The organism is Actinomadura macra NBRC 14102 (assembly GCF_001552215.1).
In the GTDB taxonomy this organism is placed as follows: domain Bacteria; phylum Actinomycetota; class Actinomycetes; order Streptosporangiales; family Streptosporangiaceae; genus Spirillospora; species Spirillospora macra.
Map to the genome: position 1 here is coordinate 107,417 of NZ_BCQT01000028.1, position 21,149 is coordinate 128,565.

The following is a 21,149-nucleotide window of genomic DNA, read 5'->3' on the forward strand; positions in this document are numbered from 1 at the left end:
CGTCACCGCAGCTTCGGGTCGAGGGCGTCGCGGACGGCGTCGCCGAGCATCAGGAAGCTCAGCACCGTGGCCGACAGGAACACGGCGGGGAAGACCAGCAGGTGGGGATGGTCCACGAAGGCGTCCTTGGCCTGGTTGAGCTGGAGGCCCCAGGAGACCTTCGGGTACTGCAGGCCGACACCGAGAAAGTCCAGCGTCGCCTCTCCCGCGATCACGTGGCCGACGTTGAGGGTGGCGACCACGATCACCGGGGCGAGCGTGTTCGGCAGGATGTGCCGGGTCATGATCCGGGCGTCGGAGGCGCCGAGCAGCCGTGCGGCCTGCACGTAGTCGGCGTCCCTGACGGAGATGACCTGGCCGCGCATGATGCGGATCATGGTCGTCCAGCCGAGCAGCACCAGCACGAGCGTCATCGCGCCGACGCCGTGGCTCGGGAACGCGACGAGGATGACGGTGGCACCGAGCACGAACGGCAGCCCGAAGAACACATCGGTGAGCCGGGCGATCAGCGCGTCCAGGAGTCCGCCGTAGTAGCCGGCCAGCATCCCGAACACCAGCGCGATGGCCAGCGCGAAGAGCGTGACCGCCGTGCCGATCAGCAGCGTCGGGCGGGCGCCGTGCACGATGTGCGCGTAGTAGTCGCAGCCGGCGAGGTCGGTGCCGAACCAGTGGTCCCCGGACGGGCCGAGCTTGGCGTCGTTGGCGTCGCACCCCTCGTTGACACCCGTGCCGGTGAACAGCCGTGGCACCGCGGCCATCAGCCCGACCAGTGCCAGGATCACCGCCGATCCCCAGAACACCCAGCGGCGCCGCAGGTCGCGCCATGCGTCGTCCCACAGCGACGCGCGGCCGATCCCGCTGCCCGCAACCGCGACGGCCGCGGCGGCCGTGCCCGGGGCGCCCGCACCGGCGGCCGCGGGTGCGTCGCCGATCCCGCCGCCGGCCGGGCCGGGGCCGGGCGTGCCCATATCCTCGATCTTCATCGCCCACGCCTCACTGCGCTCGCGTCACCCGACGACTCCCCCACCGTGCCCATCCCGTGGCTCACGCGTACCTGATCCGGGGGTCCAGCAGCCCGTACAGCAGATCCACCAGCAGGTTGACCAGCAGAAAGATGAGCACCAGCACGGTGACCGCGCCGACCACGACGGGCCCCTCCTTCAACTGGATCGACTGGAACACCTGCTGGCCGATGCCCGGCAGGTTGAAGATCCCCTCGGTCACGATCGCGCCGCCCATCAGGGATCCGAAGTCCACGCCGAGGTACGTCACGACGGGTATCAGCGAGTTGCGCAGCGCGTGCCGGCCCACCACCCGCAGCCTCGACAGCCCCTTGGCGTTGGCGGTGCGCACGTAGTCGGCCCGCAGGTTCTCCGCGAGGCTCGTCCGGGTGAGCCTCGCGACGTAGGACAGTCCGAGTGAGCCGAGCACCATTCCGGGCAGTAGGTAGCTCGTCGGCCAGCCCTCGTCCATCCCGGCGGTGGGGAAGACCTCCCAGTGCAGCCCGAACAAGATCTGCGCGGTGTAGCCCAGCACGAACACCGGCACCGCGATGAGCAGGGTCGTCCCGCCGAGGACCAGTGTGTCGGCCAGCCGCCCGCGCCGCAGTCCCGCCCAGACCCCGAGCAGGATGCCGACGAACAGCTCGAACATCCAGGCGGTGACGGCGAGCTGCGCGGTCACCGTCCAGCGCCCGCCGAGCATCTCCGACACCTTCTGGCCGGTGTAGTTCTCTCCCAGGTCCCCCTGGAGCAGCCCCCACATGTACTTGCCGTACTGCACCAGCAGCGGGTCGTTCAGGTTGTACCGCTCCCGCAACGTCTGCAGCACGTTCTCGGGGACGGGCTTGTCCCCGGCGAGCGCCTGGATCGGATCGCCCGGCAGCGCGAACACCATCGCGTAGATGAGCAGCGTCGTGCCGATGAACACGGGGATCGCCTGGAGAAGCCGCCGGAGGACGTAGCGCCACATCGCCGGTTACTTCACTGTCACTTCGTTGGCGAGCAGCCCCGTCGCGTAGGCCGTGATCGTGACGTTGTCGACCTTGTCGGACCGGCCGCCCTGGCCCGCCCACGTCCACAACGGGATCATCGGCATCTCGCGGATGGCGACGTCCTCGGCCTGGTTGTAGAGCCGCAGCGCCTCCTGCGGGTCAGAGGAGCGGTTCGCCTTGGCGATGAGGCCGTCGAACTCCGCGCTCTTCCAGCCCATGCGGTTGCTGCCCGAGCTCCACATGTTCTCCAGGTAGTTCTGGGCGCTCGGGTAGTCGGCCTCCCAGTTCTGCCGGTAAGGGCCTTTCTCGGTGCGCTTGTTCAGCATCCCGAAGTAGTCGGACGCGGGCACTTGGCGGAACTGGATGTCCTGGATGCCGAGGTTCTGCCGCAGGGAGTTGGCGACGATCTGCATCCATTGGTAGTAGGTCGGCTGCGCGTTGGAAAAGTACAGCTCCAGCGTCCCCTTGAACCCGCCCGACCTGGCGTACAGCGCCTTCGCCTTGACCGGGTCGTAGCCGCACAGCTCACCGCACGCGTTCGGCCGGTGCCCGGTGATGATCGCCGGGAGGAGCGAGTCGGCGGGCAGGTAGTCGCCGTTGTAGACCGCCTTGTTGATGCCCTGCCGGTCGATGGACATCGAGATCGCCTTGCGCAGGTCGGGGTTCGCGAAGCGCTTGTCGAACAGCGGGAAGCCCAGGTAGTCGATCGTTCCCATCTCGCGCGACAGGAACCGGTCGCCCAGCAGACGCCTGGCCTCGGGCACCTTGGCGGACGGAATCGTCTGGAGCACGTCGATCCGCCCGGCCCGCAGGTCGGTGTAGGCGGTCTCGGCGCTGGAGTAGCTCTTCCAGGTGATGCCCTTGTTCTTGGGCTTGCGGGGGCCGGTATAGCCGGGGTAGGCGACGAGCTTGATCTGCTTGTTGCGCTCCCAGTCGCCGCTCATCATGTATGGGCCGTTGCCGATCGGGTGCTCCTCGAAGGACGTCAGGTCCTGGAGGCCCGCCTTCGGCATCGGCGCGAACGCGGGGTAGGTCAGCAGCAGCGGGAACTGGTTGAACGGGTCGGTCAGCGTGACCCTGAGCGTGCTCTCGTCCACGACCTCGACGCCCGAGAGCCGGTCGACCTCGGGCTTGGCCTTCCCGTCCGCGGGGTTCATCTCCGCGTACCCCTTGATGTGCGAGAAGTAGTCGTTGGCGCTGTAGGCGTTCGGACCGTAGGCCGCGTTGTTCCAGCCGTCGGCGAAGCTGCCCGCGGTGACCGGCTCGCCGTTGTGGAACTTCTGCCCCGGCCGGATCTTGATCATCCAGACCTTCTGGTCGTCGCTGGTGACCGACTCGGCCGCGAGGTTGACGGCCTTGCCGTCCTTGCTGAGACCCACCAGGTTGTCGAACAGGCCGCTGAGCACGTCGAACGCGTAGCTGCTGGTGGTGTTGCCGGGCACCAGGTGATCGGGCTCGGGATGGCCGGCGGTGAACGTGCCGTCCCCCGCCTTGTCGCCGCCACCGCAGGCCGACAGCCCGAGCGAGGCCGCGAGCAGCACCGTGGTCAGCCCGGTGGTCAGCCCGGTGGTTCGGCGGCCGGCGCCTGTCAGCCGGCGGTCGCCCCGGCTCGCACCCCTGAGGCTGGTCATGCTCCTCCTCGTGCCCTCTCGCGTGTGCGGCCGGGCGGCCCGCCCGCCGCACTTCAGACTGGTGGCAGCGTCGTACCGCAAGAACGGTTTGGGTACGCCGCTGAACGATTCGAAACCGGATCGATACGTTTTTGATCACTCGTTGACAGAGGTCAGCGAGGGAAGAAAATGAAGACTTGTTACGAAAGGCGGCAACGGGAGTGGCGGAACCGAGGGTGCGCGAAACAACGGACGAGGGCGCGCGAGACCTACAGGACGAAGCGACGGGGGTGGACGCGGCGGCGATCTGTGCCGACCTCATCCGTTTTGACACCGTCAACCGAGGCGAGGGCGTGGCCCACCCGGAGCGACCCGCGGCCGAACACGTCGCCGCGCTGCTGGACGAGGCCGGTGTCGCTGCCACGATCGTCGAGTCCGCGCCGGGCCGGGCCAGCGTGCTGGCCCGCATCCCGGGGAGCGATCCGGCGCATCCAGCGTTCCTCGTCCACGGGCACCTGGACGTGGTGCCCGCCGATCCGTCCGAGTGGAGTGTTCCCCCGTTCTCGGGCGAGGTGCGGGACGGGTGCGTGTGGGGCCGCGGCGCGGTCGACATGAAAGGCACCCTCGCGATGACCCTGGCGACCGTCCGGCGGCGGCTGCGCGAGGGCCGCCGCACGCGCGGCGACCTGGTGCTGGCCTTCCTCGCCGACGAGGAGTGCACCGGCGACCACGGGTCCCGGTACGTGGCGCGCGAGCATCCGGAGTTCTTCGCGGGCTGCACCGAGGCGATCAGCGAGTCGGGCGGCTTCAGCGTGCACGCGGGCGGGCGCCGGGTGTACCCGATCGCGACCGGCGAGCGCGGCACCACGTGGATGCGGCTGACGGCCCGCGGCACGGCCGGGCACGGCTCCAAGCCGGCGCCCGACAACGCGGTCGCCGAGATCGCGCATGCCGTGTCGCGGATCGCCTCGTACGAGTGGCCCGTCCGGCTGACACCGGGCGTCCATGCCCTGTTGGACGGCCTGGCGGACGCGCTCGACACCACCATCGACCACGACCGCCTCGACGCGGAGGCCCGCCGCCTCGGCGGCGTCGGACAGCTGTTCTCCGGGACGATCCGCAACTCGGCGAACCCGACCCGCCTGGACGCCGGGTACAAGATCAACGTGGTGCCGGGTGTCGCCACCGCGCAGGTCGACGGCCGCTACCTGCCCGGTACCGGCGAGGAGTTCCTGGCCACGATCGACCGGCTGCTCGGGCCGAGGGTCACCCGCGAGTTCCTCAACTACGAGGAGGCCCCGGCGGCGGACCCGGCGGGCGGGACCTTCGCCGCCCTGGGTGCCGCGCTGCGCGCCGAGGACCCGGCGGCGCGTCCCGTCCCCTACGTGATGGCGGGCGGCACCGACGCGAAGTCCTTCCACCGGCTCGGCATCGCGAGCTTCGGCTTCGCCCCCCTCCTCCTCGGTCCCGATCTGGACTACTTCGGCATGTTCCACGGCGTGGACGAGCGCGTCCCCCTGGAGGGCCTGGCGTTCGGCACCCGCGTGCTGGACCGCTTCCTCGACACGCGCTGACCCCACGTCAGTCGGGTGTGGAGGTGCGGCCCGACCAGCGGAAGACGGGGAGCCTGCCCTCGGGTGTGTCCCGGTGCCGGGCCGTCGCCTTGAAGTGCTCGTAACCGCCGCGGAACGGCAGCCTCAGCTCGACACCGGGAGGGGTGATGGGGGCGATCCGGTCGGGAAGGTCCGCCGGACCGCCTTCCAGGAATGCCTTCAACGAGGTGTCCATAGAGCGGATGGTCACACGGGGCGGGCGTTCCGCCAATCCTCCTGGAGGAGGTATCCGTGCGCCCCGCCCGTCACTGTGACTTCTGGTAGCTCCGGAACGAGAACACCGCGAGACCCACCGTCGCGGCGGTCAGGGCCAGCAGCGGACCGGCGTGCACGGCCACCGAACCCCAGTCGGGATCGCCGGCGAGGGCGGCGCGCCCGGCGTCCAGCGCCCAGCTCACCGGGTTGCCGGACGCCACGTGCCGCATCCAGTCCGGCATGAGCCCCTTGGCCATGAACGCCGAGGACAGGAACGTCAGCGGCAGCAGCAGCATCACGTTAAGCCCGATGATGGTGTTGCGGTCCCGCACCAGCAGCGCGAGGGTGTTCGACAGTGCGGCGAGCACCACGCCGATCAGTACCGACATCGCGACCAGGACCGCCAGTCCGGCGGCGCCGCCCGGGTAGTGCGCGCCCGTCACCCGGCCCAGCGCGATGATCACCAGGGACTGGAAGGCCGTGCTGAGCGCCTGTTCGATGACGCCCGCGTTCGCGATGGCGCTGCGCCGCACCGGGGCGACGAGGAACCGGTTGAGCGTGCCGCGCTCGATCTCGTCGATCGTGCCCATCCCGGCGAAGGAGTTCAGCGACACCGCGTTCATGATCACGACACCGGGGACGAGATAGTCCAGATAGGAGTCAGCGCCGAAGCCGGGCAGCTCGACGACCTTCTCGAACAGGCCCCCGAACAGGAACAGCCAGATGATCGGCTGGATGAGCGTCATGACGAGGACGGCGGGGTTGCGCACGAGCGCCGACAGCCTCCGGTGGGTCATCCACCAGGTGCCGGTGAGAAGACCGGTCATCGGACACCTCCGGCGGCGACGGCCTCGGCGGCCCCGCCGGTCTCGGCCACGTCGGCCTGAGCGAAACGACGACCGGCATAGCGCAGGTAGACATCGTCCAGGGACGGCCGCGCGACGGTCGCGGCCGCGGCCGGCATCCCTGCCTGGTCGAGCGCGGCGAGGACGGCGGGGACCGCCGCGGCCCCGTCGTCGGTCCGCGCGCTGAGCCGCGGACCGTCCACGATGACGTCGCGGACACCCGGCAGCCGGCCGAGTACCGCCCGCACCCGTGGTTCGTCGGGGGCCTCCCGCCACTCCAGGTGGACGGCGTCACCGTGCAGCTCGCCCTTGAGGGCGTCGGGGGTGCCCTCGGCGACCACACGGCCCCTGTCGACGATCGCGAGGCGCCGCGCGAGCCGGTCGGCCTCGTCCAGGTAATGGGTGGTGAGCAGGATCGCCAACGCGTCGTCCCCGGCCAGCCGGGCGATCTCCGCCCACATCGACGCGCGGGCCTCCGGGTCGAGGCCGGTGGTGGGTTCGTCCAGGAACAGCACCCGGGGTCGGTGGACGAGGCCGAGCGCCACGTCCAGCCGCCGCCGCATCCCGCCCGAATAGGTCTTCACCTTGCGGGATGCCGCCTCCTCCAGGCCGAACCGCTCCAGCAGCTCCGCGGCGCGGCGGCGAACCTCGGCGCCGCCCATCCCGTACAGGCGGCCCTGGAGGACCAGGTTGTCGCGGCCGCTGGCCTCGGGGTCGGCGCCTGAGCGCTGCGACACGACGCCGATGACACGCCGGACGCGGTCGGGACGGCGCAGCACGTCGTGCCCGGCCACGGTCGCCGTGCCCGCGTCGGGCCGGATCAGCGTGGTGAGAATCTTGACGGTGGTGGACTTTCCGGCCCCGTTGGGGCCGAGCAGCCCGAGGATCTCGCCGTGGCCGACGATGATCGACAGTCCGTCCAGGGCCCGGACGTCGCCGGGATAGGTCTTGACGAGGCCGTCGGCCTCGATGGCGTGTGCCATGTCTTCTCGTCTCCTCCGTTGCACGCGGAGGCCCCGGATAGGCTGGTGATCGCGGTCTCGCCGCCGGGGCCCGCTCCGCGAGTGGGTTCGGTGGTGGGTTCTCACGGTCCCGGCGGCGGTGTTGCCGCACCCCGCCGGGACCCTTGACTCAACTCTCCGGGGTTCCCCTCTCCGCGAGCTCGGCCACCTCGGCCGGGACCTCGCCGGTCTCGTGGTACATGCGCCACAGGTCGAGGCCCTGCAGCGTCCCGTCGTCTATGTCGGCCAGCAGGGCACGCACCCAGCCGGCTTCCGCCCTGCGCATCGCCAGGTCGTACTCCGATTCGATGAGGAAGATGCGGGGCACCTCGTCCGCGTCCGCGAGCATCGCGTCCTGCTCGGCAATCTCCCGGTCCAGCGCGTCGAGCCGGCGCCGCAGCAGCCTGGCCACCTCGTCGGGGCCCAGGGCGCCGACCACCGACAGACCGGCCTCGAACCGCGGGTACTCACGCTCGGGTTCGGCGATGATCTCCCGGACCCAGTCGGCGAGCTCGTCCAACCCGTTCTCGGTGATGCGGTAGACGGTCCGCTCCGGCCGCGCCCCCTCCCGCACGCTTCCCTCCACGGCCAGGTATCCGTGCTTCTCCAGGTTGCGGACCACGGTGTAGAGCGAGCCCCATTTGATGTCGATGTCGCGGTCTTTGCTGCGGGCGCGCATCAGCGAGGCCATCTCGTACGGATGCATCGGCTTGGCGGAGACCGTCGACAGCACGGCGAGACCCAGAAGGTTGTTCACCTTGCGCCGTTTCGCCATAGCGACTCCTCGGGGGCGAGTATTCGTCAACGAGTATAGACATCGTTCGCAACTCACGTCCAGCCAGGCCGGGCCGGCCCATCGCGTTCGCGTCGCCCTGCGCACCCGCGGCCCCGCGGGGGTAGGGATCAGGTGTGGACTTCTCCAGCGCGTCCGGCGAGCTCTACGGTGTCGCCCCCGGCGAGTTCGTCGAGACCAGGACGCGGCTGGCACGGCGGGCCAAGCAGGACGGCGACGCCGCGCTCGCCAAGCGCATCGAGGCGCTGCGCCGCCCGACGCTGCCGGCGTGGGCGGTCAACCTGCTGGCGCGCTCGGCCGAAGACGACCTCGGCCGCCTGCTGGACGTCGGCGAGGAGCTCCGGACGGCGTGGGGCTCGGGCGGTGGTCTCGGTGACCTGGAGCAGCGCCGCGCGCGGCTCGTCCGCGATCTGGTGCGCAGGGCGGGCGAACTGGCCGCCGACGCGGGCCAGCCGTTGCGCGACCAGGCCGTCCGGGAGGTGGAGGACACCCTCCAGGCCGCCACCGTCGACGCAAAGGTCGCCGGCGAGGTCCGCGAGGGAAGGCTCACGCAGCCGCGCAGCCACTCGGGTTTCGTCCCGGCAGGCTTCCCCGTGGCCCCGGACGGCGCGGAGCAGGAGAGGGCCGAGCGCGAGCGGCCGGCGAAGAAGAAGCGGCCCGCGGCAGAGGCCAAGGTGACGCGGACGAGTACCGCACGCGCGAAGCGGGCCGCGTCCTTGCGCAAGCGGGCAGAGGAGGCGGCGGCCACGCTGGCCGAGCGGCGGCAACGGGCCGAGGAGGCGCGGGAGGCGGCCGAGCAGGCGTCCACCGAGGTGGGGCGGCTGCGGCATGAGCTGGAGCGGGCCGTCACCGAGCGCGACTCGGCGGTGCGCAGGGCGGAGCGGGCCGAGCAGGCGCTCGCCCGCGCGCAGGACGCGGCGCACGAGGCGCGTGCGTCCGCCGAGGAGGCGCGGAAGGCCGCCGACCGCGACGCCGAAGGCGGTTGAACGGCGCCCGCCGGAACTCGACCGCCCGGGCGACGCCGATCGATGCCCCGCAGTGAACCGGACTTTCTGGATGAAGTAGGTTCTATCCGAACGGGATTCGATGATGAGGGGGCGTGGTGACGGCACCGGTCGTGGAGCAGCCGACGGACTGGACCGAACCGGGTGCCCATCAGGTCGCGCCGGGCGTGCACCGCATCCCGCTCGCCCTGCCCATCCCGTCACTGCACGCGGTGAACGTGTACGTGATCGAGGACCGCGGCGGCCTGGTCGTGGTCGACTCCGGCTGGGCCATGCCCGACACCCGCACGGCGCTGGAGGGTGGGCTCCGCTCCCTCGGGCACGGGCTGGACGACGTGGCGCAGTTCCTCGTCACCCACGCTCACTGGGACCACTACTCGCAAGCCCTCGCGCTGCGGGAGTCGTTCGGCACGCGCGTCCGGATCGGGCGCGGCGAGCGACCCTCCATCGAGGCGTTCGACACCCGGAAGGGCCTGCATCCGCGCCAGGTCGAGATGCTGCACCGCTGCGGCGCGGCTGCCCTGGCCGAGGAGATCGCGGGGAGGCCCGTCGCGGCGCCGGAGCGGAACGTGCCACACACCATGCCGGACGCCTGGCTGGACGACGGGGAGCGCGTCGGCCTCACCGGGCGGGCGCTGGACGTGGTCGCCACGCCGGGCCACACACGCGGCCACATCGTCCTGCGCGACGCCGACGCCGGGCTGCTGTTCGCCGGGGACCACATCCTGCCGCACATCAGCCCCTCGATCGGGCTGGAGACCGAGCCGGAGCCGAAGCCGCTGCGCAGCTACCTGGCGTCGCTACGGCTCGTCCGCGACATGCCGGACACCCTGTTGCTGCCCGCGCACGGCCCGGTCACCGCAAGCGCGCACGCGCGCATCGACGAACTCCTCGAACACCACGCGGCGCGCCTGGACGCGGCCGCCGAGCAGGTCCGCGCGGGCCACGGCACGGCGTTCGAGGTCGCCGCCGCCCTGCCGTGGACGCGGCGACGGCGCAGGCTCGCCGACATGGACGCCTTCAGCAGGATGCTGGCCGTCCTGGAGATCGAGGCGCACCTGGACGTCCTGGCGGACCAGGGCGTCCTGGACGCGCACGACGAGGCGGGCGTCCGCGCCTACGCCGTCCGGGCCTGAGCCTTCAGCCCGGCCAGTCCGCCGGGTCCCGTCCGAGGTGGGCCAGCAGGCGCTCGCTCGGCCCGGCTGGACCGGGCAGGGCCACGGGCGGCGCGAACAGGCCGTGCCGGGTGGCACCGGTGACCAGCACCGACGCGATGCCGAGCAACCGCTCGGCGAGCACAGGGGGGATCGGCCGTGGCCGCCCGATCGCCTGCGCGATGTCCCAGCCGTGCACGGCGATCTCGATGGCGCCCGTCTCGGCGACCACGTCCGCCCGCAGGGGACACCCTCCGACGGTGACCGGCCGTTCGGGACCGGCTGCGGTCCAGGCATCGAGGAGCCGCTGCGCGCCCTCGCGGAACCCCGCCACCAGCGCCTCCGCCGGATCACCTTCCGGTGGTGGCCGCTCCGCCTCGGGCACGAGCCGGACCTGGCCGGTGTCGACGGCCTCCAGCAGCGCGGACAGCGAGTCGCCGGTGTGCCGCAGGAGCATCTCGAGGTCCCAGGCCCGGCACGGCGTCGGCATGGTCAGCGCCCCGCCGGTAACACCGTCCAGCGCCCCCAACGCGAACTCGACCGCCCCTTCCAGGAGTCCCGGACCGTAGCCCTGTGGCGCCGCCGTCCCTACCGCGTCCATGCGCACCCTCTTCTCCCGCGTTGATCCCTCATAGGAACCGACCAGGACGGGCCGAAGAAGTCACCGGGACCGGAGCGATGACTTTCAGAGCATCCTCCGGTCTGTACCGACGGCAGGGGACCCGCTGAAATGCCCCACCCCAGAGCGCCGCGCTCTTCCCACCGGTGCCCGCCCACGCGGGTGCCGGGCGCGGCGGCCCGGCGGCCGCGTGGTGGCCCCGCACGGGGGAGGCCACCACGCGGCCGTTCGCGGCTTCCCGGGCACAGGCGCCCTCGGACGCGGGCTGTCAGCGCCCGCAGAGCACGTGGCGGACGGCGTTCGCCGCCGTCGCGTCCTCCTGGAAGCCGCCATCGCCCTCCAGCTGCGCGCTGACGCTGACGGTGGCGCTGCGGCGCGCGTCCGGGGTGACGCCCCCGCGGGTCAGATAGCCGGGCGTGTCACCGCCGTGACCCCAAAAGCCCGCCTTGGAGCAGCTCAGCGGGAACCAGAACAGCCCGAGCCCGTATCGGGAGCCCGTGAACGAGCCGTCCAAGGTGGTCGGGACGGTCTTCTGCATCTCGGTGAGCTGTGCGGGCTTGAGCAGCCGTCCGCCGATCAGCGCCGCGAAGAACCGGTTGAGGTCGGCGGCCGTCGTGACCACGCTGCCCGCCGACGACGCCCAGCTGTAGTCCATCGTGGTGACGTCCAGGAACGGCCCGCCCTCGGTGAACTGCTGGTAGCCGCGCGGGCGGGGGCGGGGGAACTCGCGCCCCTTCACGAAGGTCGTCTGCGTCAGGCCGAGCGGCCGGAGGATCCGTCGCCCCACCTCGTCCTCCCACGGATGCCCGGTGACCCGCTTGATGATCATCCCCACGAGGACGTACCCGGTGTTGCAGTACGACCACTTGGGGGTGCCATCGGGGTTGGTCTCCCCCGGCTGGAAGTTCGGCCTATGCTTGAGCGCCATCCGGACCAGGTCCTCGGGGGCGAAGTGGTCGTACCGGTGGGCGTCGACCTCCTCCGCAGAGCCGAACGGCAGATCCTCGGAGTAGTCGTAGAGGCCGCTCGTGTGCTGGAGCAGGTGGCGAATCTTGATCTTCGTTCCGTCGCTGCCGTTGCCCCGGACGAGACCGGGCAGCCATTGATCGACGGTGTCGTCCAGGTTCAGCCGGCCCTCCGCCACGAGCTGGAGGATGACCGTCGCCACGTACGTCTTGGTGTTGCTCCCTCCCCGGAAGTACGAGCCGTAGGGGATCGGGCGTCCGGTTCGCACGTCCATCACCCCGGCGCGGGCCCTGACCGTCCCCTCCGGGGTGCTCGCCTCCGCCTGGACGCCTGTGACCCCGGTGGCCTTGACCGCGTTCACGTCCCGCTGGAGCGTCGTCGCACCCGGGTCTGCGAGGGCCGTACCGGCGGTCGCGGTCAGCACCGCCGCCCCCACCCCCACGGCGACCCCTCGGCGGGTCCTGCTGAGCGTGCCCAATGCCTTCTCCGTCCGTTCGACCTACGCCGCCCGGACCTCACGCTAGGGAGCGCGGTCCGCCGCCACGACGGGGCCACCTGGTGCGTTCGCGGTGGGGTGAGCCCCACCCGGCAAGCACCGGCCGGTCGCGCTTGAACGATCCGGCCGCGAACGACCCGGCCACCGTCGCCGGACCGCTCCAGAGTTACGCTGGCGTTCCGATTCCCCCCAGCGGAAGGAACGGTGATGACTCTCGCCCGCGAGTTCACGGAGATCACCTCTGCGGAGGAACTGCGGACGCTGCTCGGCGCCCCGATGCGGCGTGCGCTCGACAAGGAGCGCGTCACCCTGCACGCGTGGGACCGGGAGTGGCTCCGGCGGTCCCCGTTCTGCCTGATCGCCACCAGTGACTCCGCGGGGAACTGCGATGTCTCCCCCAAGGGCGATCCGCCGGGGTTCACCCACGTCCTGGACGACACCACGATCGTCGTCCCGGACCGTCCGGGCAACCGACGCGTGGACGGTTTCCTGAACATCCTGAGCAACCCGCACGTCGGGCTGATCTACCTGATCCCCGGGCGCGGCGAGACGCTGCGGATCAACGGCCGGGCCCGGCTCGTCCGGGAGGCGCCCTTCTTCGACGAGATGGTCGTCAAGGGCCACCGGCCAGCCCTCGCGCTGGTCGTGGAGATCGAGCAGATCTTCTTCCACTGCGCGAAGGCGCTGATGCGCTCGGATCTGTGGAAGCCCGAGTCCTGGGATCCGGACACGCTGCCCTCGCGCGCCAGGATTCTCAAGGACGTTCAGCACACCGAGGAAAGCGTGGAGGAGCTGGAGCACTACTACGGCCCCGCATACGCCGAGAAGCTCTACAGGGGCTGACTCCATCCGGCGCGCGACATGGACATGCGGGAGACCCCCGCGCGTGGGAGGCGCGGGGGTCTTCGGTTGCGCGGCCCCTTCCGGCCGCTCTCCCTGTCCGGGCGGGGCCCTGCGCTCAGCCGCTCTTCCGGCGGAACTGGCGCTGGTGGTCGGCGCGGTCGTGGGTGCCGCGCACCTTCGAGCCGCTCCTGCCCGCCCCGCCCGCGTTCTTCTCGGCCGCCGCTCCGCGCTTGCGCTCCAGGGCTTCCCGGAACCTGCGCTTCACGTCGTCCTCGTTACCGTTACCGTCCTTCTCTTCTCCTGACGAGTCGGCCATGCGGACCTCCAGCCGTTGTAGGGGCACCCACTAGCCTCACATACCCGGCCCGGAAGCGGGTGACGGACCCACCTCGAAGATCATTCACCGGGTTTTCGGTATGGACCGATCGATTTCCGGGCGTTCTCCCCTAAGGTGTGGGGTCGTGGAGCCCCAGATCCCGCAGGCCGAGCCCGCCCATCCGCCCCTGGAGGCGCTCGCCGTCCAGCCGCTCATGAACCGGGACTACGAGTCCCGTCCCGCGCTCTTCTACGAGCGGCTGCGCGCCGAGTACGGGCCGGTCGCGCCGGTGGACGTGCTGGGGGTCCCAGCGTGGCTCGTGCTCGGCTACCCGCAGACGCTCGAAATTATGCGCGACTCGCGGGGCGTGTGGAGCAGTCGGCTCGACTCCTGGCGGGCGCGCCGCGAGGGCCGCGTCCCGGCCGACTGGCCGCTGCTGCCGGTGTACGACCTCGACATGTCGGTCTTTCGCGATGGCGCCGACCTCACCCGGCTGCGCAGCGCGTGGAGCGAGGGCCTGCGACCGTTCCAGGACCGCACCCAGCCGCAGGCCAAGCAGATGGAGCTCGCCGTCCGCCGGTACGCCGACGAGCTGATCACCGTCCTGTCCGAGGGCGGCCGTACGGGCTGGGCCGACCTGTCGGCGCAGTACGCGCGGCCGCTGCCGTTGATGGTGATGGGACGGCTGCTCGGCGCCGACACCGCACGCGGCGACGACCTGATCATGGACGTGTGGCGGGTGCTGGACGCGGGCCCCGACGCGGCCGAGGCGTCCGGGCGGCTCCGGGCCGAACTGTCGCAGGTCTGCGCGGCGAAGGCGGCGGCGCCGGGCGAGGACCTGCCGTCCTACATGCTGGCCGCCGTGCCGGACCTGACGGTGGACGAGCTGACCCGTGAGATGGTCATGCTGACCGGCCTCATCGGCGATTTCACCGGGACATTGATCGCCAATACCATCGCCGAGGTGATCGTCGGCGAGGCCGGGGTCCGCGACAGCCTGTCCGCCGGGATGATCCAGGAGGCGGTGAACCGGGCGGCGATCTCCAGCCCGCCGATGGCCAACCTGACCTTCCGCTGGCCGAAGATCGACATGCGGGTCGGCCGGTACCAGATCGCGGCCGGCGACCCGGTGCTGCTGTCGCCCGCCGCCGCGCACCTGGACCCGGCGTTCGCGGGTGGCGCGGCGACCGACTCGATCTACAGCTCCCGCGCGCACCTGGCGTGGGGCGCGGGCCCGCACGCCTGTCTCGGCCGCGACCTCGCCACGACCATCACCACGATCGCGGTGGAGCGGCTGTTCGACCGGTTCGGCGGGGTGCGCCTGGCGCTGCCCGCCGACCAGTTGCCCTGGCGGTCGTCGCCCATGATGCGGGGGCTGCGTTCCCTGCCGGTCAACTACGAACTGGCGGCCGATCCGGCCCCGCTTCCCACGGCCCGCCCCGAGGTGGACGCACCCGAGCAGAGCGCGGCCGAACCGGAGTCGCGGTCGCTGGTCCGGCGCGTCCTCCGTGCCATGCGCATCGGCCAGCCCTGACTCGCCGCCGCCGGGGGCCTCACCCTCCGGCGGCGGTCTCCGCACGGATGCGCTGCCAGGCGGCGTCGATATGGGCGTCACCGGTGGCGGGCGAGCCGATGGCCATGCGGAGCAGCACCCGGCCGCCCGCTTTGGTGTGGGTGAGGTAGAGATCCCCGGACGCGTTGAGACGGCCCATCAGCCGCATGGTCGCGGCGTCGGCCTCAGCGTCCGCCAGTCCGTCCCAGCGCGGCCGGAAGCAGACGAGCCCGAACGGGTGGTGCTCCAGCAGCTCGAAGCGAGGATCGGCGGCGATCCGGGACGCGAGATCCCGTGCGAGCCGCACCCCCGTCCGGACGTGCTCGCGCAGCCCCTCCGCGCCGTACCAGCGGATAACCGACCACAGCTTCAGCGCCCGGAACCGGCGGCCGAGCGGGATCTGCCAATCGCGGTAGTCGATGACCTCGCCGGACGCGGTGGCCTGGTTGCGCAGGTACTCGGGCAGGATCGACAGCGCACCCACGAGCGGGGCCCGGTCTGCGACCCACATCGTGTTGCAGTCGAAGTTCGTGAGCAGCCACTTGTGCGGGTTCGTCGAGTAGGAGTCGGCGTACTCGGCAAGGCCGTCGTTGACCCAGCGCAGTTCGGGGCAGACCGCCGCGACGCCCGCGTACGCGGCGTCCACGTGGAGCCAGACACCGTGGCGGCGGCAGACCTCGCCGACCGCGGGCACGGGGTCCACCGCCGTGGTGGACGTCGTGCCGACGGTGGCGCAGACCATGACGGGCAGCGCCCCGGCGGCGGCGTCCTCGGTGAGCAGCGCGTCCAGGTGGCCGGGGTCCATCGCCAGGGTTCCGGGGTCGACGTCCACGACGCGGATGTTCGCCGAGCCGATCCCGGTGATCTTCGCGGCCTTCTCCAGGGACGAGTGGGTCTGGGAACTGATGTAGAGGGTGTGGCGACGGGTGATGCCCTCGCGGCCGGCCGTCCCGCCGTCCACGCGGTGGAGGGCGGCGAGGATCGCGACCAGCGCGGCACTGGACGCCGAGTCCTGGATCACACCGCCGCCCGTTCCGTCACTCCTGAACCGGCCGGGCAGGTCGAGCAGCTCGGCGAGCCAGTCGAGCACGCGGGTCTCCAGTTCGGTGCAGGCGGGGCTGGTCGCCCACAGCATCCCCTGGACGCCGAGCCCGGCCGAGAGCAGCTCCCCGAGGATCGCGGGACCGGTGGCGTTGGACGGGAAGTAGGCGAAGAAGCCGGGGTGCTGCCAGTGCGTGATCCCGGGCATCACAACGCGGTCGAAGTCGGCGAGGACGGCGTCGAAGCCCTCGCCCCGCTCGGGCGGGTGGGCGGGCAGGTTCGCCAGGACGTCGCCCGGTCGCGCCTGGGAGAGCACCGGGTAAGACTCGATCTTCTCCTGGTAGTCGGCGATCCAGTCGACGACCTGTCTGCCGTACCGGCGGAACTCCTCCGGCGTCATGTGCCCTGCCACCATGTCCTCCCGCTGCTCGGAACCTTCGGATCATAGGGTTCCGAACGAGAGCCCGGTAGGCGCCGCCGCGGGGTCAGGGCGTATGAAGGCCGATCAATTCCACCGTCCAGACGCCGTCCATGACCTCGGTGAGCGCGAGCCGGGCCGTCAAGGCGGACCGCCCCTCCTGCGCCGTCCACAGCGGGAAGTCGACGGCGAAGAGCCGTTCGCCCTCGGCCTCGGCGGCACCGGTCTCCTGGAGGGCCGCGAACGCCTCCTCCGGTGGGCTGATCAGGTCTCCCCCGTACCGGTCGACCGCATCGGCCATCTCGGACGCGCTGAGCCTGCGCCCTTCGGTGAGCGTCTCCAATTCCTCGAAATCCCCCCGCACGAGCAGCGCGATGACGACGCGGACGGCGTTGGCTCCCTCTTCCGGCAGCATGCGCCACACCGTACCGCGCCGCGCCTCCCAAGATCGGCCCTTGTAGAGTCAGTCTCTCCCTGGAGGGTCCCCAGGCGAAGACACACCGCCCGGGATGACCGCGCAGGACGTGGCGGGCCCCAGCACGCTGGCATGAACGCTGAGGCACTTTGACCGCCCCTGACGTGCCGTGCCGCCGACCGTTCAGCCTCGCTGTTGCTGCTGGACTGTGCCGGGCACTCGCTCAGCCGAGCCCCGCTCGTGTGCGGGACGCCCGCACCAGTGGCCGAGCGCGGCGCGGATCGCCGCCGCACGGCGATCGGGAATGGTCTCGTCGGTCGCCCACGCGATGTACCCGTCCGGACGGACGAGCGCGGTGGTGCGCGTCGCGCGGCCCGCGAGGGCACAGTGCACCCGTCCCGCCCACAGCTTGGTGGCCAGGTAGGTGACCGCGGGGTCGTTGGTCGCCGCCACGAGCACGAACCGGCCGTCGCCGAGGAGTCGGGCGAGCCGCCCGGGGGCGCCGGCCAGGGGAAGGTCCGGGGCACGCCTGCCGGTCAGGGGATGGGCGTCCTGCGGTGCCGGGTAGGCGATGTCGAGCCCCGAGACGGCGCCGGCCATCCGCTGCGCGATCGGTCGGACGTGGGTGCCGATCCACACCGCCGCGCCACGCGCCGCCCGCAGCAAGGGCGGCTCCACCAGCGCGAACCTCAGCAGGGCCCCGCTTCCGCGCAGGACGCGCCGACCGACCGGGTAGCGCTCCTCGTGGTAGCTGTCGAGCAGCCAGGGCGGCGCCCAGCCGTGCAGCTCGGCGGCCAGCTTCCAGCTGAGGTTGGCGGCGTCCTGCAGTCCCGTGTTCATCCCCTGTCCGCCTGCCGGGGAGTGGACGTGCGCGGCGTCACCGGCGAGGAACACCCGCCCGGAGCGATACCTCGGAACCTGCCGCTCGTCACTGTGGAACCGGGACGTCCAGCGGGCGTCGCGCATCCCGTGGTCGGTACCGAGCGCGCGCCGCGTCACCTCGCGCAGCTCGTCCATGTCGACGGGCTCGGAGTCGGCGACCTGGTGGCGGCGGTTCCAGGCGATCACCCGGTACCAGCCGTCCCCGAACGGCGCGAGGAAGGCGAACGCGTCGCCCACGGCGGCGACGGTGAGGACCTCGCTCGGCGCGTCGTCGAGCCGCACGTCCGCCAGCATCACCGACCGGATGGCCGAGCGCCCGGGGAACGGCAGCCCGAGTGCCTGCCGGACGGTGCTGCGGACCCCGTCGGCGCCGACCACGTACGAGTCGCGACGTGTCGTGGTCTCGCCGCCCGCCAGGCGCACATCGACGTCGACGCCCGCCGCGTCCTGCCGGAGACCGGTCACCTCGGCGCCGTACAGGATGTGCGCGCCCGCCGCCAACGCCCGCTCCTTCAGCACCCGCTCGGTCTCGTACTGCGGCGTGACCAGCACGTAGGGGAACCGGCCGGGCAGCCGCGACAGGTCGAGGTTCGCGCGGCCGAGCAGCCGTAACGTCCCCGCCCATTCTCCGGTCGAGGCCAGCTCATCGGCGACGCCGCGCGCGTCCAGCGCCTCCATCGTGCGGGCGTGCACGGCGAACGCGCGGGTCTCGTTGCTGATCCGCTCCTCGCGGCGTTCCAGCACGGTGCAGCCGATCCCGGCCGCCGCGAGGTCCCCGGCCAGCAGCAGCCCGCTGGGGCCCGCTCCCACGATCGCCACGGTCCCGGCCGGATCTCCGGTGGGCATGCCGCTCCCCTCTCCCTCCTCGGCCGCGTTCGTCGCTTCGAACGTCCCCCAAAAGAGGAGGTTTCACCCATAAAGGGCAGCTTGTCGGACTGACGGGTCAGCCCTGGATCCGACGTCCGCGCCCAGCCCACTCCTTCTCGCGCAACTGGAACTTCTGGATCTTCCCGGTGGACGTCTTCGGCAGCTCGGCGATGAACTCGACCGAGTCGGGCGCCTTGTAGCGCGCCAGACGCTCCCGGACATGCCCGATGATCTCGGCCTCGGCGGCCGCGTGGCCGTCGCGCAGGACCACGAACGCCTTCGGGCGCTCGCCCCACCTGTCGTCGGGCACCGCGACGACGGCGACCTCCAGCACCGCCGGATGCGAGTCGATCGCCCGCTCGACCTCCACGGTCGAGATGTTCTCGCCGCCGGAGATGATGATGTCCTTGGAGCGGTCGCGCAGCTCCACGTACCCGTCCGGATGGCGGACACCGAGGTCGCCGGAGTGGAACCAGCCGCCACGGAACGCGTTCGCGGTCGCCTCGTCCGCGCGGTGGTAACCCTTCATGACGTTGTTGCCGCGCATGACGATCTCGCCGAGCGTCTCCCCGTCCGCGGGGACGTCGTCCATGTCGTCGTCGACGACACGCAGCCCGTCCGTCTGGATCATGCCGACGCCCTGGCGGGCCAGCAGCCGGGCCCGCTCGGGGGCCGCCAGCGCGGACCAGCCGGGCTGCGGTTCGCACACCGAGTAGGGCCCGTACGTCTCGGTCAGGCCGTACACATGGACGATCCGCGCGCCGAGCCCCTCCATCTGCGCGATGATCGTCGGGCTCGGCGGGGCGCCCGCCGTGGTGACGACGAGCGGGCGGTCCAGCGGATGCGCCTCGGGTGCGTTCGCGATGGCGACCAGGACGGTCGGGGCGCCATTGAGGTGTGTGACCCCCTCGGAGTCGATCAGCCGCCAGATCTCCGGGGCGGCGACGGCCCGCAGGCACACCTGCGTCCCGCCGATCGCGACGAGCCCCCAGGGCGTGCACCAGCCGTTGCAGTGGAACATCGGCAGCGTCCACAGGTAGACGCTGTCGGGCGTGTGACGCGAGTGCAGGACCTCACCGAGCCCGTTCAGGTACGCGCCGCGGTGGGTGTAGATGACGCCCTTCGGCCGTCCCGTGGTCCCGGACGTGTAGTTGATGGAGATGGCCGCGTCCTCGTCGTCCACCTCCCAGGGAAGCGGGTCGTCCGAACCGCGGCGGAGGAACTCGTCGTAGGACAGGCCGCCGACCGCCGGGTCGCGTTCCACCCCCGCCGCGGGCACGGTGACGACCTCCGGCAACGCGCCGACCAGCGGCGCCACGACCGGGTGCAGGCCGGCGTCCGCTATCAGCGCCCTGGCCTCCGAGTGGTCGATGATGTAGCCGACCTCCTCGGACGCGAGACGCGTGTTGATCGCCACGAGGACGGCTCCGGCCAGCGGGACGGCGAAATGCGCGACGAGTAGTTCGGGCACGTTCGGCGCCAGGCAGGCGACCCGGTCGCCGGGCCGGATCCCGAGGGCGCGCAGGGCATGCGCCGCCCGCGTCACCTGCGCGGCGAACGCGGCGTAGCCGACGCGACGGCCCCCGTACACGTAGGCGGTCTTGCCGGGAAACACCGCCGCCGACCGCCCGAGGAAGGCCAGCGGAGTGAGCGGTGTGTGACCCGGGCCCTTGTCCATGCGCGATCCTCCGGTGACGTCGGCCGGAAGCGTCCGCCGCCCCGGAACCCGAATGTGACCTACGTCTCCCAGGCTCTCACGCGGGACGGGAGGTGGGGTGTCGGCGGGGTGGGGCGAAGCGGGGCGTCCAGGCCGAGGTGGATGCTGTACCGGTCGGCCCGGTAGGTGGCCAAGGCCACCTCCACGCAGAGCCCACGGCTGAACGTTCGCTGCTGCAAGAGGAAGACTGTCGCGCCGGACGGGACCTCCAGAAGCCGGGCGTCGCCAACATCCGCCGGACCCGCTTCGATGGTCTGCTCGCCCGCGTCCATGACGATCCCGTACGCACGCTCCAGCGCCTCGAACAGCGACGTGTCGGGCGGGCGCCGATCGAACAATCCGGGCGTGGCCGACGCGAGGAGGTGCGAGCGCTCCACCGCCAACGGCTCCCCGTCGGCCAGCCGGAGCCGCTCCAGGACGTGTACCGCGACCCCCGGCTCGGCGTCGAGGAGCCGGGCGAGCCGCGGGTCCGCCTCGACCGTGCGGGACGCGAGGTCCACCGAACCGGGCCGCATACCGCGCGCCCGCATGTCCTCGGTGAAGGAGACCAGCTCCTTGGGCATCTGTACCTTCGGGCGCGCCACGAACGTGCCCTTACCGGGGATGCGGCGGAGCCGGTCCTCGGCGACGAGCTGATCGACGGCCTGCCGGACCGTCATCCGCGACACCCCGTACGTGCGGCACAGCTCCCGCTCGGATGGGACGGCGGCATCGACCGGCAGCCGGTCCTGCTCGATCAGGTCGAGCAGGACCGAACGAAGCTGGAGGTACTTCGGCAAGGGCCCGGAAGGATCGATCACACCCCATAC

At 71.6% G+C, this 21,149-nt stretch carries 20 protein-coding genes; 5 read left to right on the plus strand and 15 right to left on the minus strand.

Features of this window, described 5'->3' with window-relative positions; all coding sequences use genetic code 11:
• Positions 1-2: 2 nt before the first annotated feature.
• The 3 genes from AMA02S_RS37155 to AMA02S_RS37165 form a co-directional block, all read right to left on the minus strand.
• On the minus strand, positions 3-983 hold the full coding sequence (locus AMA02S_RS37155) for an ABC transporter permease (RefSeq protein WP_245668000.1): 981 nt from the start codon (positions 981-983) through the stop codon (positions 3-5).
• Between the two features lie 61 nt (positions 984-1,044).
• On the minus strand, positions 1,045-1,971 hold the full coding sequence (locus tag AMA02S_RS37160; RefSeq protein ID WP_067468846.1) for an ABC transporter permease: 927 nt from the start codon (positions 1,969-1,971) through the stop codon (positions 1,045-1,047).
• Positions 1,972-1,977: 6 nt separating this feature from the next.
• Positions 1,978-3,624, minus strand: coding sequence for a peptide ABC transporter substrate-binding protein (locus tag AMA02S_RS37165; RefSeq protein ID WP_084265996.1), 1,647 nt, complete (start codon positions 3,622-3,624; stop codon positions 1,978-1,980).
• 215 nt (positions 3,625-3,839) lie between these two features.
• Between AMA02S_RS37165 and AMA02S_RS37170 the strand changes: the two genes are divergently transcribed.
• Positions 3,840-5,177: a M20/M25/M40 family metallo-hydrolase gene (locus AMA02S_RS37170; protein ID WP_067468953.1), complete on the plus strand. Its 1,338-nt coding sequence runs from the start codon at positions 3,840-3,842 to the stop codon at positions 5,175-5,177.
• Between the two features lie 7 nt (positions 5,178-5,184).
• Here AMA02S_RS37170 and AMA02S_RS37175 read toward each other — a convergent pair whose 3' ends face one another.
• From AMA02S_RS37175 to AMA02S_RS37190, 4 genes are all read right to left on the minus strand, one after another.
• Positions 5,185-5,391, minus strand: coding sequence for a DUF5988 family protein (locus AMA02S_RS37175; RefSeq protein WP_067468849.1), 207 nt, complete (start codon positions 5,389-5,391; stop codon positions 5,185-5,187).
• 70 nt (positions 5,392-5,461) lie between these two features.
• Positions 5,462-6,238, minus strand: a complete 777-nt coding sequence (locus AMA02S_RS37180) for an ABC transporter permease (RefSeq protein ID WP_067468852.1) — start codon at positions 6,236-6,238, stop codon at positions 5,462-5,464.
• On the minus strand, positions 6,235-7,239 hold the full coding sequence (locus AMA02S_RS37185) for an ABC transporter ATP-binding protein (RefSeq protein ID WP_067468855.1): 1,005 nt from the start codon (positions 7,237-7,239) through the stop codon (positions 6,235-6,237). Before AMA02S_RS37185 ends, AMA02S_RS37180 begins: the two co-directional genes overlap by 4 nt.
• A 148-nt stretch (positions 7,240-7,387) precedes the next feature.
• Positions 7,388-8,032 (minus strand): PadR family transcriptional regulator, encoded by a 645-nt coding sequence (locus AMA02S_RS37190; RefSeq protein WP_067468858.1) that lies wholly within the window; start codon positions 8,030-8,032, stop codon positions 7,388-7,390.
• A gap of 134 nt (positions 8,033-8,166) precedes the next feature.
• Between AMA02S_RS37190 and AMA02S_RS37195 the strand changes: the two genes are divergently transcribed.
• Together AMA02S_RS37195 and AMA02S_RS37200 are read left to right on the plus strand one after the other, a co-directional pair.
• Positions 8,167-9,036, plus strand: a complete 870-nt coding sequence (locus tag AMA02S_RS37195; protein WP_067468861.1) for a hypothetical protein — start codon at positions 8,167-8,169, stop codon at positions 9,034-9,036.
• A gap of 113 nt (positions 9,037-9,149) precedes the next feature.
• Positions 9,150-10,190, plus strand: coding sequence for an MBL fold metallo-hydrolase (locus AMA02S_RS37200; protein ID WP_245668001.1), 1,041 nt, complete (start codon positions 9,150-9,152; stop codon positions 10,188-10,190).
• 4 nt (positions 10,191-10,194) lie between these two features.
• Here the strand turns inward: AMA02S_RS37200 and AMA02S_RS37205 are convergent, their stop codons facing one another.
• Positions 10,195-10,809: a TIGR03086 family metal-binding protein gene (locus AMA02S_RS37205; protein WP_067468865.1), complete on the minus strand. Its 615-nt coding sequence runs from the start codon at positions 10,807-10,809 to the stop codon at positions 10,195-10,197.
• Positions 10,810-11,095: 286 nt separating this feature from the next.
• Positions 11,096-12,235 carry a serine hydrolase domain-containing protein gene (locus tag AMA02S_RS37210; protein ID WP_218005249.1) on the minus strand — a complete coding sequence of 380 codons (1,140 nt, stop codon included), beginning with the start codon at positions 12,233-12,235 and terminating at the stop codon, positions 11,096-11,098.
• Positions 12,236-12,496: 261 nt separating this feature from the next.
• Here AMA02S_RS37210 and AMA02S_RS37215 point away from each other — a divergent pair, with 261 nt between their 5' ends.
• Positions 12,497-13,132, plus strand: a complete 636-nt coding sequence (locus tag AMA02S_RS37215) for a pyridoxamine 5'-phosphate oxidase family protein (protein WP_067468871.1) — start codon at positions 12,497-12,499, stop codon at positions 13,130-13,132.
• 115 nt (positions 13,133-13,247) lie between these two features.
• Here the strand turns inward: AMA02S_RS37215 and AMA02S_RS37220 are convergent, their stop codons facing one another.
• Complete coding sequence (locus AMA02S_RS37220; protein WP_067468874.1) at positions 13,248-13,448, minus strand: DUF5302 domain-containing protein; 201 nt, start codon at positions 13,446-13,448, stop codon at positions 13,248-13,250.
• A 145-nt stretch (positions 13,449-13,593) separates the two neighbouring features.
• Between AMA02S_RS37220 and AMA02S_RS37225 the strand changes: the two genes are divergently transcribed.
• Positions 13,594-14,982: a cytochrome P450 family protein gene (locus AMA02S_RS37225; protein WP_067468877.1), complete on the plus strand. Its 1,389-nt coding sequence runs from the start codon at positions 13,594-13,596 to the stop codon at positions 14,980-14,982.
• A gap of 19 nt (positions 14,983-15,001) precedes the next feature.
• On the opposite strand, the gene AMA02S_RS37230 is transcribed toward AMA02S_RS37225, so the two are convergent.
• The 5 genes from AMA02S_RS37230 to AMA02S_RS37250 all read right to left on the minus strand — a co-directional run bounded on the left by AMA02S_RS37230 (position 15,002) and on the right by AMA02S_RS37250 (position 21,140).
• Positions 15,002-16,441 (minus strand): pyridoxal-dependent decarboxylase, encoded by a 1,440-nt coding sequence (locus AMA02S_RS37230; RefSeq protein WP_067468880.1) that lies wholly within the window; start codon positions 16,439-16,441, stop codon positions 15,002-15,004.
• An 85-nt stretch (positions 16,442-16,526) separates the two neighbouring features.
• Entirely contained in the window at positions 16,527-16,874 is a 348-nt protein-coding gene (locus tag AMA02S_RS37235) for a DUF7668 domain-containing protein (RefSeq protein WP_067468883.1), read from the minus strand.
• A 183-nt stretch (positions 16,875-17,057) separates the two neighbouring features.
• Entirely contained in the window at positions 17,058-18,602 is a 1,545-nt protein-coding gene (locus tag AMA02S_RS37240; RefSeq protein WP_067468886.1) for an FAD-dependent monooxygenase, read from the minus strand.
• A gap of 97 nt (positions 18,603-18,699) precedes the next feature.
• Positions 18,700-20,301 (minus strand): long-chain-fatty-acid--CoA ligase, encoded by a 1,602-nt coding sequence (locus AMA02S_RS37245; protein ID WP_067468890.1) that lies wholly within the window; start codon positions 20,299-20,301, stop codon positions 18,700-18,702.
• A 59-nt stretch (positions 20,302-20,360) separates the two neighbouring features.
• Positions 20,361-21,140: a GntR family transcriptional regulator gene (locus AMA02S_RS37250; RefSeq protein ID WP_067468893.1), complete on the minus strand. Its 780-nt coding sequence runs from the start codon at positions 21,138-21,140 to the stop codon at positions 20,361-20,363.
• Positions 21,141-21,149: the final 9 nt, after the last annotated feature.

Excerpts from the sequence above, each read along its gene's own strand:
- AMA02S_RS37175 (WP_067468849.1), bottom strand. The coding sequence starts at position 5,391 with ATGGACACCTCGTTGAAGGCATTCCTGGAAGGCGGTCCGGCGGACCTT.
- AMA02S_RS37245 (WP_067468890.1), bottom strand. The coding sequence starts at position 20,301 with ATGGACAAGGGCCCGGGTCACACACCGCTCACTCCGCTGGCCTTCCTC.
- AMA02S_RS37190 (WP_067468858.1), bottom strand. The coding sequence starts at position 8,032 with ATGGCGAAACGGCGCAAGGTGAACAACCTTCTGGGTCTCGCCGTGCTG.
- AMA02S_RS37160 (WP_067468846.1), bottom strand. The coding sequence starts at position 1,971 with ATGTGGCGCTACGTCCTCCGGCGGCTTCTCCAGGCGATCCCCGTGTTC.
- AMA02S_RS37155 (WP_245668000.1), bottom strand. The coding sequence starts at position 983 with ATGAAGATCGAGGATATGGGCACGCCCGGCCCCGGCCCGGCCGGCGGC.
- AMA02S_RS37235 (WP_067468883.1), bottom strand. The coding sequence starts at position 16,874 with ATGCTGCCGGAAGAGGGAGCCAACGCCGTCCGCGTCGTCATCGCGCTG.
- AMA02S_RS37180 (WP_067468852.1), bottom strand. The coding sequence starts at position 6,238 with ATGACCGGTCTTCTCACCGGCACCTGGTGGATGACCCACCGGAGGCTG.
- AMA02S_RS37220 (WP_067468874.1), bottom strand. The coding sequence starts at position 13,448 with ATGGCCGACTCGTCAGGAGAAGAGAAGGACGGTAACGGTAACGAGGAC.
- AMA02S_RS37165 (WP_084265996.1), bottom strand. The coding sequence starts at position 3,624 with ATGACCAGCCTCAGGGGTGCGAGCCGGGGCGACCGCCGGCTGACAGGC.
- AMA02S_RS37230 (WP_067468880.1), bottom strand. The coding sequence starts at position 16,441 with ATGACGCCGGAGGAGTTCCGCCGGTACGGCAGACAGGTCGTCGACTGG.
- AMA02S_RS37185 (WP_067468855.1), bottom strand. The coding sequence starts at position 7,239 with ATGGCACACGCCATCGAGGCCGACGGCCTCGTCAAGACCTATCCCGGC.
- AMA02S_RS37240 (WP_067468886.1), bottom strand. The coding sequence starts at position 18,602 with ATGCCCACCGGAGATCCGGCCGGGACCGTGGCGATCGTGGGAGCGGGC.
- AMA02S_RS37205 (WP_067468865.1), bottom strand. The coding sequence starts at position 10,809 with ATGGACGCGGTAGGGACGGCGGCGCCACAGGGCTACGGTCCGGGACTC.
- AMA02S_RS37215 (WP_067468871.1), top strand. The coding sequence starts at position 12,497 with ATGACTCTCGCCCGCGAGTTCACGGAGATCACCTCTGCGGAGGAACTG.